This window comes from Streptomyces aureus (assembly GCF_000725495.1).
Lineage (GTDB): Bacteria > Actinomycetota > Actinomycetes > Streptomycetales > Streptomycetaceae > Streptomyces > Streptomyces aureus_B.
In genome coordinates this window covers 274,322-288,531 of the sequence record NZ_JNZD01000006.1, presented here as the reverse complement: position 1 = coordinate 288,531, position 14,210 = coordinate 274,322, and the positions used below count along the sequence as shown (strand labels likewise).

General features: G+C 71.8%; 14 protein-coding genes and 1 pseudogene. 4 read left to right on the top strand and 11 right to left on the bottom strand.

Translation table 11 applies throughout. From position 1 onward, the window contains the following. Positions 1-6 precede the first annotated feature (6 nt). On the bottom strand, positions 7-705 hold the full coding sequence (locus IO36_RS14000) for a VOC family protein (RefSeq protein ID WP_037619823.1): 699 nt from the start codon (positions 703-705) through the stop codon (positions 7-9). Positions 706-757: 52 nt separating this feature from the next. Then, a complete protein-coding gene (locus IO36_RS13995; RefSeq protein WP_037619821.1) occupies positions 758-1,282 on the bottom strand; it encodes a MarR family winged helix-turn-helix transcriptional regulator in 525 nt (174 codons plus the stop codon). A gap of 40 nt (positions 1,283-1,322) precedes the next feature. On the opposite strand from IO36_RS13995, the gene IO36_RS13990 reads away from it, so the two are divergent. Beyond that, positions 1,323-2,264 (top strand): EamA family transporter, encoded by a 942-nt coding sequence (locus IO36_RS13990; RefSeq protein ID WP_037619820.1) that lies wholly within the window; start codon positions 1,323-1,325, stop codon positions 2,262-2,264. 148 nt (positions 2,265-2,412) lie between these two features. Here the strand turns inward: IO36_RS13990 and IO36_RS13985 are convergent, their stop codons facing one another. The 7 genes from IO36_RS13985 to IO36_RS13955 form a co-directional block, all read right to left on the bottom strand. Then, positions 2,413-3,135 (bottom strand): VOC family protein, encoded by a 723-nt coding sequence (locus tag IO36_RS13985; RefSeq protein WP_037619959.1) that lies wholly within the window; start codon positions 3,133-3,135, stop codon positions 2,413-2,415. 295 nt (positions 3,136-3,430) lie between these two features. Further along, entirely contained in the window at positions 3,431-4,015 is a 585-nt protein-coding gene (locus IO36_RS13980) for a DUF6817 domain-containing protein (protein WP_051900426.1), read from the bottom strand. A 181-nt stretch (positions 4,016-4,196) separates the two neighbouring features. Next, positions 4,197-5,120, bottom strand: a complete 924-nt coding sequence (locus tag IO36_RS13975) for an aminoglycoside phosphotransferase family protein (RefSeq protein ID WP_037619818.1) — start codon at positions 5,118-5,120, stop codon at positions 4,197-4,199. Between the two features lie 109 nt (positions 5,121-5,229). Then, a complete protein-coding gene (locus IO36_RS13970; RefSeq protein WP_037619817.1) occupies positions 5,230-6,438 on the bottom strand; it encodes an ATP-binding protein in 1,209 nt (402 codons plus the stop codon). A 225-nt stretch (positions 6,439-6,663) separates the two neighbouring features. Further along, positions 6,664-7,527, bottom strand: coding sequence for a bestrophin-like domain (locus tag IO36_RS13965; RefSeq protein WP_051900424.1), 864 nt, complete (start codon positions 7,525-7,527; stop codon positions 6,664-6,666). Between the two features lie 218 nt (positions 7,528-7,745). Beyond that, a complete protein-coding gene (locus IO36_RS13960; protein WP_037619815.1) occupies positions 7,746-8,507 on the bottom strand; it encodes a hypothetical protein in 762 nt (253 codons plus the stop codon). Positions 8,508-8,738: 231 nt separating this feature from the next. Beyond that, entirely contained in the window at positions 8,739-8,933 is a 195-nt protein-coding gene (locus IO36_RS13955) for a hypothetical protein (RefSeq protein WP_037619814.1), read from the bottom strand. Between the two features lie 121 nt (positions 8,934-9,054). On the opposite strand from IO36_RS13955, the gene IO36_RS13950 reads away from it, so the two are divergent. The 3 genes from IO36_RS13950 (at position 9,055) to IO36_RS13940 (ending at position 12,741) form a co-directional block, all read left to right on the top strand. Beyond that, the gene (locus tag IO36_RS13950) at positions 9,055-10,194 is read left to right on the top strand and encodes a winged helix DNA-binding domain-containing protein (protein ID WP_037619812.1); all 1,140 of its coding nucleotides are present in this window, start codon (positions 9,055-9,057) and stop codon (positions 10,192-10,194) included. Positions 10,195-10,347: 153 nt separating this feature from the next. Next, entirely contained in the window at positions 10,348-11,031 is a 684-nt protein-coding gene (locus IO36_RS13945) for a hypothetical protein (RefSeq protein WP_037619811.1), read from the top strand. A gap of 108 nt (positions 11,032-11,139) precedes the next feature. Further along, on the top strand, positions 11,140-12,741 hold the full coding sequence (locus IO36_RS13940; RefSeq protein ID WP_051900421.1) for a serine/threonine-protein kinase: 1,602 nt from the start codon (positions 11,140-11,142) through the stop codon (positions 12,739-12,741). Positions 12,742-12,856: 115 nt separating this feature from the next. Here the strand turns inward: IO36_RS13940 and IO36_RS13935 are convergent, their stop codons facing one another. Together IO36_RS13935 and IO36_RS49160 are read right to left on the bottom strand one after the other, a co-directional pair. Next, a complete protein-coding gene (locus tag IO36_RS13935; protein ID WP_037619810.1) occupies positions 12,857-13,543 on the bottom strand; it encodes a response regulator in 687 nt (228 codons plus the stop codon). A 13-nt stretch (positions 13,544-13,556) separates the two neighbouring features. Further along, positions 13,557-14,156, bottom strand: a pseudogene (locus tag IO36_RS49160) (sensor histidine kinase); the annotation flags it as partial. Positions 14,157-14,210: the final 54 nt, after the last annotated feature.

Below are 14,210 nucleotides of genomic sequence, written 5' to 3'. Positions count from 1 at the left end.
GCGGGGCTACGGCTGGTTCGCGGGCGGAGCGGGCGGACCGGCCACGCCGACGCACGCCTCGTTGCCCTCGGGATCGGCCAGGACCCAGTTCGACGGGGCGTCGGCGTCGCTCACCAGACGGCCGCCCGCCGCCAGGGCCGCGGCGATCCGTGCCTCGGCTTCGTCGTAGGGCACCCACACGTCGATGTGGACGCGGTTGCGCTGGGGCCGTGGGGCGTCCATCCGCTGGAAGTAGAACGGCGCTCCGCGACCGCCGGGATCGACCAGGTCCTCGTCGCTTCCCGCGCGGTCCTGATAGCCGAGGAGGGCGCGCCAGAACGCGACCACGTCGGCGCCGGAGAGAGCGTCCACGGTGACCTGGACCGTCTGGACGGCGGACGGGTCGGCCGTGAGGTCCAGTGAGCGCGCGATCGCCGAGATCTGCCCGGCGAGATCGATGTGCCGCTCGGTGAGTCCGTAGTAGTCGTCCGTGAGGCTGATCAGCCGGACGGTCACCCCCTCGCGGCGCAGGTCGACGTCCGGGTGGTCGTCGACCACGTCCGACAACTCGCTGATCGCACGCACGAGTTGGGCGCCGACCGCGAACGACCCCGTACGGAAGTAGGCGCACGCTCCCTCACCGAGCACGCGCCAGTCCTCGAGGCCCGCGGTCTCGTGGAAGCGCCGGGGGCGGATGGGTTCGTTCCTGTTCTCGTCCTCGATCATGCTGCCAACGTAGCGGTCGGCTCGGACAACTCCCTCCACTTTGCCGGCCCGGTCACTCGCCTTCGAGTGTGCGCGGATGGTCCACCCGGGAGAGCCAGGTGGTGAGCAGTGTCTCCAGCGACGCGGAGTCGGCCGGTGTCAGCAGGTCCAGCAGTCGGCGTTCGTTGCGCATGTGGTCGGTGAACGCCCGGTCGATCAGTTCGCGTCCGGGCCGGGTGAGGGCGACGATCCGGCCGCGCTGGTCGTCGGAGGAACGGCGCCGGGTGACGAGGCCGGCCCGCTCCAGGCGGTCGATCCGCTTCGTCATCGCGCCGGTGGTGACCATGGTGTGCGCGGCGAGTTCCCCGGGTGCCCGTTCGTAGGGCTCACCGGCGCGGCGCAGTGCGCACAGGACGTCGAACTCGCCCTCGCCGAGGCCGTAGGCGTCGTAGACCAGACGGAGTTCCTCGCTCAGTCGATCGGCGAGGCGGTGCAGCCGGCCGATCACTCCCTGGGGGGAGGTGTCGAGGTCGGGCCGCTCGCGACGCCACTCCTCCTGGATGCGGGCCACGCGGTCGAGAGGTTCTCCGGGTTCCATGACTGGCATTGTAGCTTCCCGGGAAGTTATATTGTCTTCCATGGAAGCTAATCCCCGATGGGTGGCACTGACCGCGGTCGCTCCGGTGGCCTGGGGGGCCAACTACTTCGTCACGCACGAGTTCCTGCCGGCCGACCGGCCGCTCTACGGAGCCGCCCTGCGCGCACTGCCCGCCGGGCTTCTCCTGCTGGCCGTGCGCAGACGGCTGCCGCGCGGTGCCTGGTGGTGGCGGTCCGCGGTGCTCGGGCTGCTGAACATGAGCGTGTTCTTCGTGCTCGTCTACGCCGCTTCCCAGCTGCTCCCGACGAGCGTGGCCTCGACCGTCATGGCGGTCGCCCCGCTGACGATGATGCTCATGGCCTGGCCCCTGGTGTCCGAACGTCCTCGGCCGGCGCATCTGGCCGGTGCCGCGATCGGTCTCGGCGGGGTCTGCCTGATGCTGCTCTCGGGGGTCGGGAAGGTGAGCCTCCCGGGCATCCTCGCCTCGGCCGCCGCCATGCTGGTGTCGTCCTTCGGCTACATCCTGGCCAAACGGTGGAGCACCGGCGTCGACGTGCTCGCCTCGACCGCGTGGCAGCTCACCGCCGGAGGCATGTTCCTGCTCCCCGTCGCCGCGGCCGTGGAAGGCCGTCCGCCCGCGCTCTCCGGGCAGAGCCTCCTCGCCTTCGCCTACGTCACCCTGATCGCCACCGCGCTGGCCTTCGTGGCCTGGTTCACCGGGTTGCGGCACCTGCCCACCGGGACGGTCGGACTGATCGGGCTGCTGAATCCCGTCACCGGCGTCGTCCTCGGCACCGTGGTCGCCAAGGAGGTGCTGACCGTGCAGCAGTTGGGCGGGCTGGTGCTGGTCCTGGCCGGAGTCGTGCTGGGCCGGCCCCGGCGTGCGGCCGGGGGTGGCGCGGTTCGGCGACCGGGCCCGGGCGTCCCGTCGGAGGCCTCGGTGAGCGATCGCTCGAACGGGGCGGGGGTGCGTTGCGGGTGAGGCTTGGGCGGGCGCGGGCGCGGGCGCGGGCGCCTGGGCGCGAGGGGTGGCGCGTTGCCCCCGGCCCGGTGTGAATTCCCGAGGGTCGGGGCCGAGGCCGGGGCCGGGGAGACCCCCGTGGGCACGGGGGGACCTCCCGGCCAAGGGCCTACGCGTGCCGTCGTACGGAGAACTCGTTGCCGTCGGGGTCGAACAGCAGGACCCGGTCGCCGTGTTCCTCGGCGGTGTCCGCACGTGTCGCGCCCAGCGAGACCAGGCGGTCGAGTTCCGCCTCCCAGTCGGCGTCTGAGGCGACCGCCAGCTCCAGGTACAGCCGGTTCGGTCCCGTCTTCGGTGCCACCGGAGGGCCACCCCAGGTGATCTTCGTACCGCCGTCCGGCGACTGGATCGCGGTCTCCTCGTCCTGGTCCCAGACCAGAGGCCAGCCCAGGACCGCGCTCCAGAAGTAGCCGACCGCCTGCGTACCGTCGCAGGCCAGCGCTCCGACGGTCCCGGTGTCGGCCAGGAACTTGTTGCCCGCTTCGATCACGCAGAACTCGTTGCCGTCGGGGTCGGCGAGCACCACATGGCCCTCTTCGGGGAGCTGACCCACATCGAGGTGGCTGCCACCGAGCTCCAGTGCCCTGGCGACCGTCTGACCCTGATCTTCCGGGGAGGCGCTCGTGAGGTCGAAGTGCGCCCGGTTGCGGCCCACTCTCGGTTCCCGGCTCGGCAGGAACCGCACGCGGTAGCCACCCGCGTCGGGCGGCGCGATCGCGAAGTCGCCGTCCGGTGCGTCGACCGCCTTCCACCCCAGGACGCCGGACCAGAACCGTGCCAGGTCCGCGGGTCGGGTCGCGTTGAAGCAGATCGCGAACAGTTGAGTGCTCATGTCCCGGACATCTCCGCTTCGCTGACGGCCCATCAGAGGTTTCGCGCATCGCGCATCGCGCATCGCGCATCGCGCATCGCGCATCGCGCATCGCGCGTCCAGCCTAGGGACGGCCGTGCGGGGTCCGCATCCGAGTTTCCGCGGGCCTATGCGCCCGCACCCCAGTGCCGGGAGGGAGCGGGCCTGCGCGCTCCGGATCCGCGAGGGCGGGCGCCACGTTCGCCCGCGCCGAAAGGGATCCGGGTCGGCGTGCCCCGGTGGTGGAGGGCCCGGACGTTCGCGCTCGCCGGACGGTTCAGGCGGTCGCGCCGTGACCCTCGGTCCCGCGTCGCACCGACTCCCACGCTCCCGGGGACAGCAGATGACGGACCGGCTCCAGCACCGAGCGCAGCCCCGCCGCGTACCGGAGGGCCAGTTCGTCGTTGTGCTCGAACACGTCGAGTTCGTTCGCCGCGGTGATTTCCAGGAAGGCCCGCAGGTCGTCGACGGTGGGATCGTGGTCGGTGCCGGTGAACCGGTCCTTGAACAGAGGCCGTCGGTCTTCGCGAAGGCGTGGGTAGGTCGCGGCTCTGTCGCAGCTCCCGTACAGATACACCAGAGCCTCGGCCCGTTCGCCGATCCGCGCGGTGAGGAGCGGGCGCTCCGCCGGCCCCAGCAGGGACACATCGAAGCCATCCGTCCCGTACGCGGCGTGGCACAGGCCCGCGAGCTGGACCTCACGCGGAGCACCCCAGTCGGCGAGCCTGCGTTCGACGCGGACCAGATGTTCCAGCAGTGTCCCTCCGGGGTGCGCCAGGACAGCCGCGTCCCGAGACCGAAGGAGGCCCTCGATACCGGACCTGTCGGCGCTCGGGGAGGTGGCGTTCGGATGCTCGGTCACGTCAGGAGTTGTAGCCGTGACGGGAACGCGAACGCAAGACGGCCTGACATCAGTGGAGTTGATGGCGTGATGCCGGCTCCTCTGATCGCGGGCCCATACCCGGAGCCGACTTACGTCCGCCTGCCCCGGCGGGGAGCTGCGATGCCGACAAGCCCGCGCCGGACAGAGCCCGTTCCCCATGTCAGGGATTCCGGCCGGCTCCGGTGGTGAGGCGCCGCAGTGAGGCCTGGGCGGGTGGGCCCCAGCTGGCCTTGCCACCCGGGCGGCCGTGGACGCCGGCGTCGGCGATGTGGAGGCAGGCGAGTGCTCGCAGCACCGCCCAGCCGCGGGCGCGACGCAGTGTCGCGGCGTCCGCGCTCGGCCCGTAGGCCTCGCGGAAGCGGTCGAGCGCTCCGTCCGGCAGCAGGATCCAGGCGGCGGCGAGGTCGAAGGCCGGGTCGCCGGCGAAGAGGTCCCCGAAGTCGATCACTCCGGTAATGGTGCCGTTCGTGGTCAGGACGTTGGCGGGGTGCAGGTCGCCGTGGAGCCAGAGACGTGGACCGGCCCAGTCGGGCGCGGCGGCGGCGTCCTCCCAGACGGCGCGGACGGCGGCCGGATCGTCGACCAGCCCCAGGCCGTGGGCCGAGTCGAGTGCCTGGGTGAAGTACGCGGCGGTGTCGGCCAGCGGACCGCCGCGGTCCCGTCCTGCCGGCGCCTTCTCGGGGGCCGGCCGGTGCAGGGCGGTCAGGAAGGCGGCCAGGGCGGCGGCCGACTCCGCCGGGCGGGTGGCGGGAGCACGGTCGGCGGGGTCGCCCTGTACCCAGGTGGTGACGAGCCAGGGTCGCGGGAAGCGCTCGCCGGGCTCACCGAGATGCTGCGGAACGGGAACCCGGAGCGGAAGGTCCGGGGCGAGCCGCGGCACCCAGGCGTGCTCCTTGCGCAGCAGCTCGTCCGCGGACCGCGTGGCCCAGGGCAGCCGCACGGCGAGGTCGTCACCGAGCCGCCACACCTGATTGTCCCAGCCGAGCGCACCCAGCTTCAGCGGAAGATCGGCCAGCTCGGGACACTGCACTCGCAACAGGTCCCGGATCAGGTCCTCGGTGATGTCGGAATCGGTGAAGGTCATGGGGAACGAGGGTAGTTGGGTCGTCGGTTCCGCCGGCGAGGACGAGGTCCGTGTCGGCGCGCGTGGGGCGAGTACACGCGCGCCGACCACGACCGGTGCCGGCTCCCGCTCAGCCCCGACGGGTTCCGTCGGTGATTCTCCTGACGATGCTCTCGGCCTGCTCCGGGTGGTGGTTCAGCCAGGTGCCGACGTGTGCTCGGACGATGTCGCGGACGCGGGTCTGTACCGTGCCGGTGTCGTGGATGCCCGGGTGGGCCAGGTCGCCGTCGCCGCCCAGTCGGGTGCGGGTGGCTCCGTAGAACTCGGGGTTGTCCAGCTTCACCGAGACGACGGCCGTCAGGCCCGCGCCGACGCGGTCGTAGGCCGGCCGAGGATCGTCGGCTGCCAACAGCCCTTGCCCGCGAGCGTATACGTCCACGGCGGCAGTCACTCCCTCGCGGAAGCCTGCCTCGTGCGTGCCGCCCTCGAAGGTGCGCATGCTGTTGGCGTAGCTCCTGACGCTCTCCTCCTGGGAGTCGCACCAGCGCAGCCACACCTCCACGGACCCCGCCATCCGCTCGTCCTCCTCCGCGAAGGAGATGGCGTCCGGGTGGACGCGTGCTCCGGTCTCCATGCCGAGGGCCGCGACCAGGTCCTCGCGTCCGTCGGGGAAATGGAAGCGCACGGACCGCGACTCGCCCGCGACCCGTTCGTCGGCGAGGGAGACGGTCAATGCCGGGTTCAGGACGGCTGCTTCGCGAAAGTGGTTCGTCAGACGCTCGAAGGAGGGGGTCGTCGTCTCGAAGATGTCGGCGTCGGGCCAGAACGTGATGGTGGTGCCGCTTCCGGCCGCCGCTCCCGCGTCCGTGGGCTGGGCGGTCGCTTCGCCGCACGCGTACTCCTGGATCCAGCGGCGCCCGTCGCGTCGTACCTCGGCGGTCAGGCGACTCGACAGTGCGTTGGTGACGGCCGGTTCGTTGCTCAAGGGGCTCAGGGCCACGGTGTGGCGGCCTCGGGGGTGGCGGCGCTTCAGGTCCTGGAGGTGGGTCAGCACGTCCTCGAGTCCCCGGCCGCCCGAGTGTCCCGCCGCTTCCACGGGTACGCCCGGACCGTCGTCGGTCACCCGGATGCCGCCGTCGGCGGTGAGGGTGATGTCCACGTGCCCTCCTGGACCGATCAGGGCATCGTTCATCGCCCGCTCGACCACGTCGAACACCGCTTGGTGCAGACCGCGTTCACTTACCGAGCCGACGTACATGCCCGGCCGCTTCCGGATCGCCTCCCGACCCCACAGATCCTCGCGCCGAGGCGTGTCCGTCGTGGTGTTTTCCCGGCTCATGAAGACCCCCTGAGTTGATGTCCGGCGGAACTCGTCACGGTACGCGAGTTTCGGCAAAGTGCCAGGTCAGAGAGTTTTGGGCGAGGGTGTAGGAGGGTGGGTGAGGAGCTGTCGGCGGGTGGTCGGCCCCAGGCGTGAGGGCCGGTGCCGGATGGCGTCGGTGGCCCCTCGGCGGCCCAGGAAAGCAGCGTTTCCGGCGGCGCCGAGGGCACAGATTCGGCGCATTCAGTTCTTGGCGGGCGGAGTTCGGTGATCGGCGCTCACGTCGCCGGTTCCATGGGGCCAGTACTGCGCGAGAGCGCCCTCTCTGTACGGGGCCGGGCTGACGCTCAGTTCGCCGGCGAAGGGCCGGTCCAGCACGAAGACGAGGAGGAGACTGAAGCCGACGAGTCCGGCGACCGAGGCCACGAAGAGCATCTGGACCCGCAGTTTGCGCATGCCGTACAGGAAGGTGAGCGGGACGAGGACGAGCGCGCCGCCGAACGCCAGTACCTGGAGCAGCGGCGGGAGTTCCTGGCGGGCCATGGTGATGCGGGCGCGGCGCTGCGAGGCGACGTCGTTGAGATGCGATACGGCCTCCTCGTAGAAGACCTGCTCGCTCTCGCTCTTGGGGTCGTATCGCTGGAGTGCTTCGTACGCGGAGGCCAGATGGGTTTCCGTCGCCCCGTAACTGGGGTTTCCCGCGCGCATCCGGGGCCACTGGTCCTCGACGACCGCGTGGACGTAGCCGCCGATGCTGGAGTCGAGCTGGGCCCGCACGTGGGCCGGGAACGCGGCGGCGTCCCGCGTGATGAGCGCCGCGTCGGTGGCTTCGGACGCCACGATGGTCTGGGTGTCCTCCAGTTGGGTCCACAGGGTGACGATGACGAACGCGAGGATGATTCCGTAGATCGCGCCGAACATGCCGAGCGTCACGCCGACCATGTCGTTGTGCTCGCCGCGTGCGACCGAGGGATATCTGCGGCGGAGCAGCACACTGCCGCCGACGGCGAGGAGGACGGTCCCGCCGACGGTGACGACGGCCAGGGTGAAGGTGCTGAAGTGGTTGAGCAGCCAGAGCGAGACGTGAGCGGAGTCTAGAGGGGACACGCCTGCCCCAACGCACGGCGTCGATCAGCCGCTACGGGTGCGACGGGCAAGTTCACACCTCCGGGTGAGGGCCGATTCCGGGGGCGTGTGTGTGCTCACGGGTGACCCGGCGCCCCACGGATGCGGAACGCCGGGCGAGCTGTGTCCACCTGCGGCGTGCCCTGGGGACCGGGGCCCGCTGTAGACGTGAGGAGGCAGGCAAACCGGTCGTCGTTCCCTCAGGAAGCGGGCAGCCGGTCGTACATCAGGAACGTGTAGGTCGCGTCGTAGGACATCAGGTTGCCGCTTGCCGCGGGGAGGCCGAGGCGTCGGTTGAGGGGGCCGGCCAGGGGCCCGCAGTGTTCGGCGGCGGGGGCGGCGAATGTGTCGTCGTACGCAGAGAACTTGATCACCGGCGGATCCTGCGAGACCCACACCGAGGGTCCCGACCGCTTCAGCTGGAAGTCGACCGGTGCGCTCGCCCCGATCGTGCATCCGTGGGCCAGCAGCGGGCTCGACAGCCGGAAGCGAAGGCTGAACCGCCCGGTGTAGAAGTCGGACCGGCCGCCGTACTCCGGCCGGATCGCCAGCCCGAGGCTCCGCGCGTGCTCACCCTCCGCCGTGCCGGTGAGCCCGCCCGGGACGGCCGTGGGCGCACTGTGCATCGCACCCCACACCTGCCCCGCCGTTCCGTCCGGCATGGGCCCCTCGGCGTGCGTCATGGTGATCGGAGCGAGGGTCATGGTGATGTTCCCGAGGTTCAACCGTGGTGCGGCCGTGTGCACTTCGCAGCGCCAGCGGGCCGGGTCGACTCCGGCCGGGAGGGCGGGGCAGTCGCCGAAGTCGGTCGCGGACTCGCCGACGGGCGAACGGGACGCGGCGTGGGCGGAGTTCGGCGCGTACGAGCCCACCAGAGCGGTCACGGCGGCGGCGCCCGCGAGGGCGAGCGCGGCGCGACGGACGAGGGACGAGCGGCGGCCATCAGTGGTCGTGTTCAACATGATCCCAGCGTGCTGGCCGAGGCCGGGCGGCCGCTATCGGTGAGGTCCCGGCCTCGACCCTGAGCCGACCCTGACGGGGTGTCAGGGTGCAGGGGGACTGGAGGGGTGGGGCGGTCCCGCTCGACCACATGATGGGCGTCGGCCGTCACGACGGCCGGCTGTCCCTGCCTCGTACCGAGACCAGATCGCCCGGACTCGCCGGGTGGGCCGGGCTGGACCGGCATTCGCCTACTAGCGGGTGGCGACCATCACGACGTACAGCATCCCGGCCGCGCAAGCCAGGCCCGCGATGACGGCCGCCGCCGTTGCGAGGCCCAACAGTCCCGTCACGCCCGCGATCGCCGTCCACCCCGCTCGGGCGGCCTTCTCGGACCGCTCGACCGCGTTTGCGTAGTCGCGGTCGTCGTACCAATCCCGGTCAGCCATGGCACCCCCTCGCTCCCGAGGATAGAAGGAGCGACCGAGAAGGGCGCCGGTGAGGTGCGCTCAGCCACGCCCGTGGTGGAACGGCGGGCTGCGGGTGGTGGGGGAGAGGGATAATCCGGGCGTGACCCTCACCGAGCGGCAGCTCATCCTTGCGGCCCTGGACCGGCAGCTCCTGCTGGAGCGGCAGCGCATCGACGTGGTGGAAGCGGTGCGCCGCATCTGTGCCGTTCAGGCGCAGGCACCCGCCTCGCCGTACCTCGCCCTGTGGAACCGGGTGGAGGGCTTCGTGCCCGAGGACCTCCACGCCGCGTTCGCGGATCGCCGGATCGTGAAGGCGACCCTCATGCGGAACACGCTGCACGCCGTCCACGCCGAGGACTACGCGCCCTTCCAGGCCGTCATGGCCCCGGGGCTGCGGGCCTCGCGGGTCTACGACCGCCGGTACACCTCCACCGGGCTGACCGAGGAGGACGCCGACGGGACGCTGTCACGGCTCGCCGAGTTCCTGGCGCACCCGCACACCGGAACCGACGTGGAGCGCGAGGTCACGGCCCACTTCGGTGAACGGGCGCGCCAAGTGTGGTGGGCGCTCAAGACGTACGCGCCGCTCCACCACGTGCCGACCGGCGGTCCGTGGTCCTTCAGGCTGCCCAACACCTACCGTGCCGCGCCCGCGCTGGCCGCCGGGGCGGCACCGGACGTGGCGGCGGGCGCACGGCGGCTCCTGCTCGCGTACCTCAAGGCGTTCGGACCGGCGTCGGCTCAGGACTTCGCGCGCTTCACCCTGCTCGGACGGCCCGTGATCACCCGGGCGCTCGGCGATCTCGGTGACCAGGTGGTGCGCGTTCCCGGGCCCGGTCGCGCCGTCCTGTACGACCTGCCGGACGCGACCGTGCCCGACGAGGACACACCCGCGCCGCCGAGGCTGCTGCCGATGTGGGACAGCATCCTGCTCGCCCACGCCGTCCCCGGGCGCGTCATGTCCCCGGAGCACCGTCCCCTCGTCGTCCGGCGCAACGGCGACATCCTGCCCACCCTGCTCGTCGACGGGCAGGTCGCCGGGGTGTGGCGCACCATCGACGGAGCGCTGGAACTGACCGCGTTCCGCAAGCTCGACAAGGAGTCCTGGCGCGGGCTCACCGAGGAGGCCGAACGGCTGGCGGCGCTGCTCGCGGACCGTGACCCGGCTCCGTACGGCCGCTACAACCACTGGTGGGACAAGGGAATTCCGGGTGCCGAGACGAGGATCGTGAAGGACTGACCAACTCGGCACGGGAGAAGGTCAGTTGGCGGACACCGTCGGGTTGGGCCGTATTTCGAGCGGAGCCGGACCGCAGCCGGGCCCCGACCGGACCGGAGTGGAGCCCGGGAGGGGCCGGATTCCCGCAGCTCGCGGCCTCTTAGGATTCCCTCCATGGCGAAGCGCAAGGTGCAGCGGCGGATGCGGACGATCCTGGGGGAGGACCCCACGGCCATGGTCTGGTGCGAGGTCCACAAGCGGATCCCGAAACCGCCCGCCGACGTCCACCGCGCCGCAGGGAAGGGCCGGCTCAAGCCGCGTCACCACTGGCTGTTGTACGTCGGTGCGGTGGCGTTCTTCTTCGTGTTCGTGCCGATGATGCTCATCGACAAGCTCGGCGACCGTCTCGGTGGTGCGACGCCCGACAGACGGTCACGGAGCTCCCGCACGGCCTCGGGAGGGACGTCCGCCGACCGGCGGCCGACGACGCGCGACAGCGAGCGCGGGGAGCGGACCGACGGTGTCTTCGACGGCGACTGGGACCTGTCGGCCGGCCAGCTGCTCCTGCGCTGGTACACCCAGTCGCCCAACCCGAAACGGCTGGTGATGCTGGCCCCCGGCCGTGTCTGCCTTGCCGCCTCACCCCGGCGCCGTCTCTCGCCCACGAAGGCGGACGACTTCCGGATCGTCGCGGAGTACCCGTCCTCCGAGGTACGGGTGGAGGGCGAGGCCGGTCAGCCCCGGGGCTTCGCCACGTTCCGGCTGTGCTTCACCGACGGCTCCTGGCTGGAGCTGGGCCGGCTGGCGGAACCCGCCCACGCCGACAGCTTCCTGAGGCACGTGGCCGCTGGCAACTGAAGGGATGTCAGTCGACATGGGTCACTGACGCGTCGTCATGATGTAGGTCGTAGGCTGTCGTTGATCAAAACCGGGGGCAGGGGTACGGGGTCGGGGGGACCAAGTCCGATGAAGAGCGCAGCCGAGACCTTCCAGCCACTGGAGGCGGACGATCCGCGTCTGGTGGCCGGGTACCGCATCGCCGCCAGACTCGGCGCGGGCGGCATGGGCCGGGTCTATCTGTCCCACACGGGCGGTGGCCGACCGGTGGCGATCAAGGTAGTACGGCCCGAGCTCGTCGACTCACCGGACTTCAGGCACCGGTTCCGCCGGGAGATCCAGGCGGCCCAGCGCGTCCGGGGCGCCTACACGGCCGAGTTGATCGACGCCGACGCGGACGGCACACCGCCCTGGCTGGCCACGCTGTACGTGCCCGGTCCCTCCCTGTCGGAGGTGGTCTCCCGGCGCGGGCCCCTGCCGGTGCAGGCGGTGCTGTGGCTCATGGCGGGGGTGGCCGAGGCGCTGGAGGCCATCCACGGCGCGGGCATCGTGCACCGCGACCTGAAGCCGTCGAACGTGCTGCTGGCCGCCGACGGGCCGCGCGTGATCGACTTCGGCATCTCGCTGGCCTCCGGCATCACCTGGCACACGGCCACGGGCGCCGCCATCGGCACACCCCAGTTCATGGCACCCGAGCAGGCGTCGGCGGGTGAAGTCACCGCCGCCACCGACGTGTTCGCGCTCGGGCAGACGGCCGCGTTCGCCGCGTTGGGCGAACCGCTCTACGGGGACGGCCCGTCGGTCGGCGTGCTCTACCGGATCGTGCACTCGGAACCCGACCTGTCGCCGCTGCCCGAGCGGATACGGCCACTGATCGCCCGCTGTCTCGCCGCCGATCCCGGTGAGCGGGCCACTCCCGCGGAGATCGTCCACATGTGCCGGGAGCGACTGGGCCGGGACGCGGACGACGGCGCGGGTCCGGCCGTCTGGCGGGACATCACGGGTCCGCCGGTGACGGTGCCGGCTCCCGTGCCCGATCCGACCCCGGTGCACCCCATGCCGTTGATCGTCTGGCCGCAGGCGGCACGTCCGGTACGGCCCTCGTCGCCGCGGCGGCGCGCCGCGCTGTTCACGGCGTACGGCGTGGCGATGACGCTGTTGTTCGCGGGGCTGGTGTACGCGATCGTGGAAGGGGGCGAACAGTTCCGCCGGATCGACGCGCTCGCCAAGTCGACGTCCACGCACGGCGCGTCCCCGAGGACGTCGGCCCCCGCGAAGGGATCGGGGACCGTGTCCGGCGCGGACCGGCGGACGCCTGGGCCCTCGGACGCCCCGGCGACCGCCACCCCGTTGGCCGAGGCACATCCGCTCCAGTGGCTGGACGACAAGCACTCCCTGCACATCGAGCAGCCGGTCGACCGCGACGACGCCAAGGGCGACATCCGCCTCGACTGCGACGCGAACAGTTGCGCCCTGGCGAGCGACACGAGTGTGATCGCGATGCTGTACACCGAGAAGCCAGGTGCCACCTTCGACTCGTGCAGCCTCGCCCTGAGCGGCGCCACCAGTCACCGTCTCCCGCTCGCCGCGGCGGCGGCCGGGAGCGAGATCTGCGTCAAGCACCCCTCCGGTGACATCGCGCTGCTCGTCATCCAGGTCAAGTCGACCGTGCTGGCGAACAAGGGCAGCTTCCTGACGGCGGACATGACGATCTGGCGGGCGTCCACCTGACCCCGTTGCACTGTCGAGCGCGCCGCCCCGGCCGAGCGAGCCGCCCTCGGGCAACCGGGCCGGCCCTGTCGAGCGTGCCGGCCCCGGCCGAGCTTGTTGCCCCCCGCCCGACCCCTCAGTCCGTTCCAGGCGGCCCCTGCGGCGAGATCAGGCCGCTCTCGTAGGCGAGGACGACGGCCTGGACACGGTCCCTCAGGTCGAGCTTCGACAGGATGCGGCCCACATGGGTCTTCACCGTGGTGGGGCTGAGGAACAGACGGTCCGCGAGTTCCGCGTTGCTGAGGCCGGTTGCCAGCAGCCGGAGCACCTCCAGTTCGCGCGGGGTCAGCCCGGACAGATCACGGTGGAGGCCGGTCCGCGGGGACTCCTCGCGGTGGGCGAAGCGTTCGATGAGCCTGCGCGTGATCGTCGGCGCGAGCAGCGCGTCGCCGGAGCGCACCAGACGCACCGCCGCCACCAGGTGCTCGGGGGTGACGTCCTTGAGGAGGAAGCCGCTCGCCCCGGCGGTGAGCGCCGCGTACACGTAGTGGTCCAGGTCGTACGTCGTGAGGATGATGACCCGGGTGCCGTCGCAGCCGTCGGGGCCGCCGCCGAGGATGCGCCGGGTGGCCTCGATGCCGTCCATCCCCGGCATCCGGATGTCCATGAGGACGACGTCGGGCCGGGTGCGCCGGACGGCGTCGACCGCCTCGGCCCCGTCCGCCGCCTCGGCCGTCACCTCGACGCCGTCCGCGGCCAGGATCATTCCGAAGCCCGTACGGACCAGGGCCTGGTCGTCCGCGATGACGTCGCCGCGCTGCACGGTGGCCGCGGGGGGGCCTCCGCCGGGCAAGGAGCCGGCCGCCGTAGAGCGGGAGCCGTTCGCGGAGCCCTATCAGCCCGCGGCCGTTGCCGTCGACCGGGGGCGAGTCCCGGACGGCTCCCGTGTCGCTGACCTCTATCTCCAGCCAGGATCCGGCGAAGCCGATCGTGACCCGCGCCCCGGCGCCGGCCGCGTGCTTGATCGTGTTGGTGAGCGCCTCCTGGACGACCCGGTACGCCGTGAGCTCGACCCCGGGCGGCAGCGGTGCGGGCGGCAGCGACACCGTCAGGCCCACCGGTGTCCCGGCCGCCCGCACCCGCTCGGCGAGGGCGTCGAGCTGTCCGAGACCGGGCTGCGGCTCCAGGCCGTCGGCGGGGGTGTCGGCGGCGGCGTCCGGGCCGGCCAGCAGGCCCATCACATGCCGGAGTTCCGCCATGGCGGCACGGCCCCCGGCCTCCACCGCCAGCAGCGCTTCCTTGGACCGCTCCGGAGCCGCGTCCATCACCTTGCGCGCCGCGCCCGCCTGTATGACCATCACGCTCACATTGTGGGTGACGACGTCGTGGAGCTCGGCGGCGATCCGGGCGCGCTCCTCCTCCACGGCCCGGCGCATGGCCTGCTCCTGAGCCCGCTCCAGGTCCGCGAAGCGCTTGCGGCTGGCCTCCAG

Coding starts and splice junctions, on each gene's coding strand:
- IO36_RS14000 (WP_037619823.1), bottom strand. CDS start 705: ATGATCGAGGACGAGAACAGGAACGAACCCATCCGCCCCCGGCGCTTC.
- IO36_RS13995 (WP_037619821.1), bottom strand. CDS start 1,282: ATGGAACCCGGAGAACCTCTCGACCGCGTGGCCCGCATCCAGGAGGAG.
- IO36_RS13990 (WP_037619820.1), top strand. CDS start 1,323: ATGGAAGCTAATCCCCGATGGGTGGCACTGACCGCGGTCGCTCCGGTG.
- IO36_RS13985 (WP_037619959.1), bottom strand. CDS start 3,135: ATGAGCACTCAACTGTTCGCGATCTGCTTCAACGCGACCCGACCCGCG.
- IO36_RS13975 (WP_037619818.1), bottom strand. CDS start 5,120: ATGACCTTCACCGATTCCGACATCACCGAGGACCTGATCCGGGACCTG.
- IO36_RS13970 (WP_037619817.1), bottom strand. CDS start 6,438: ATGAGCCGGGAAAACACCACGACGGACACGCCTCGGCGCGAGGATCTG.
- IO36_RS13960 (WP_037619815.1), bottom strand. CDS start 8,507: ATGTTGAACACGACCACTGATGGCCGCCGCTCGTCCCTCGTCCGTCGC.
- IO36_RS13955 (WP_037619814.1), bottom strand. CDS start 8,933: ATGGCTGACCGGGATTGGTACGACGACCGCGACTACGCAAACGCGGTC.
- IO36_RS13945 (WP_037619811.1), top strand. CDS start 10,348: ATGGCGAAGCGCAAGGTGCAGCGGCGGATGCGGACGATCCTGGGGGAG.
- IO36_RS13940 (WP_051900421.1), top strand. CDS start 11,140: ATGAAGAGCGCAGCCGAGACCTTCCAGCCACTGGAGGCGGACGATCCG.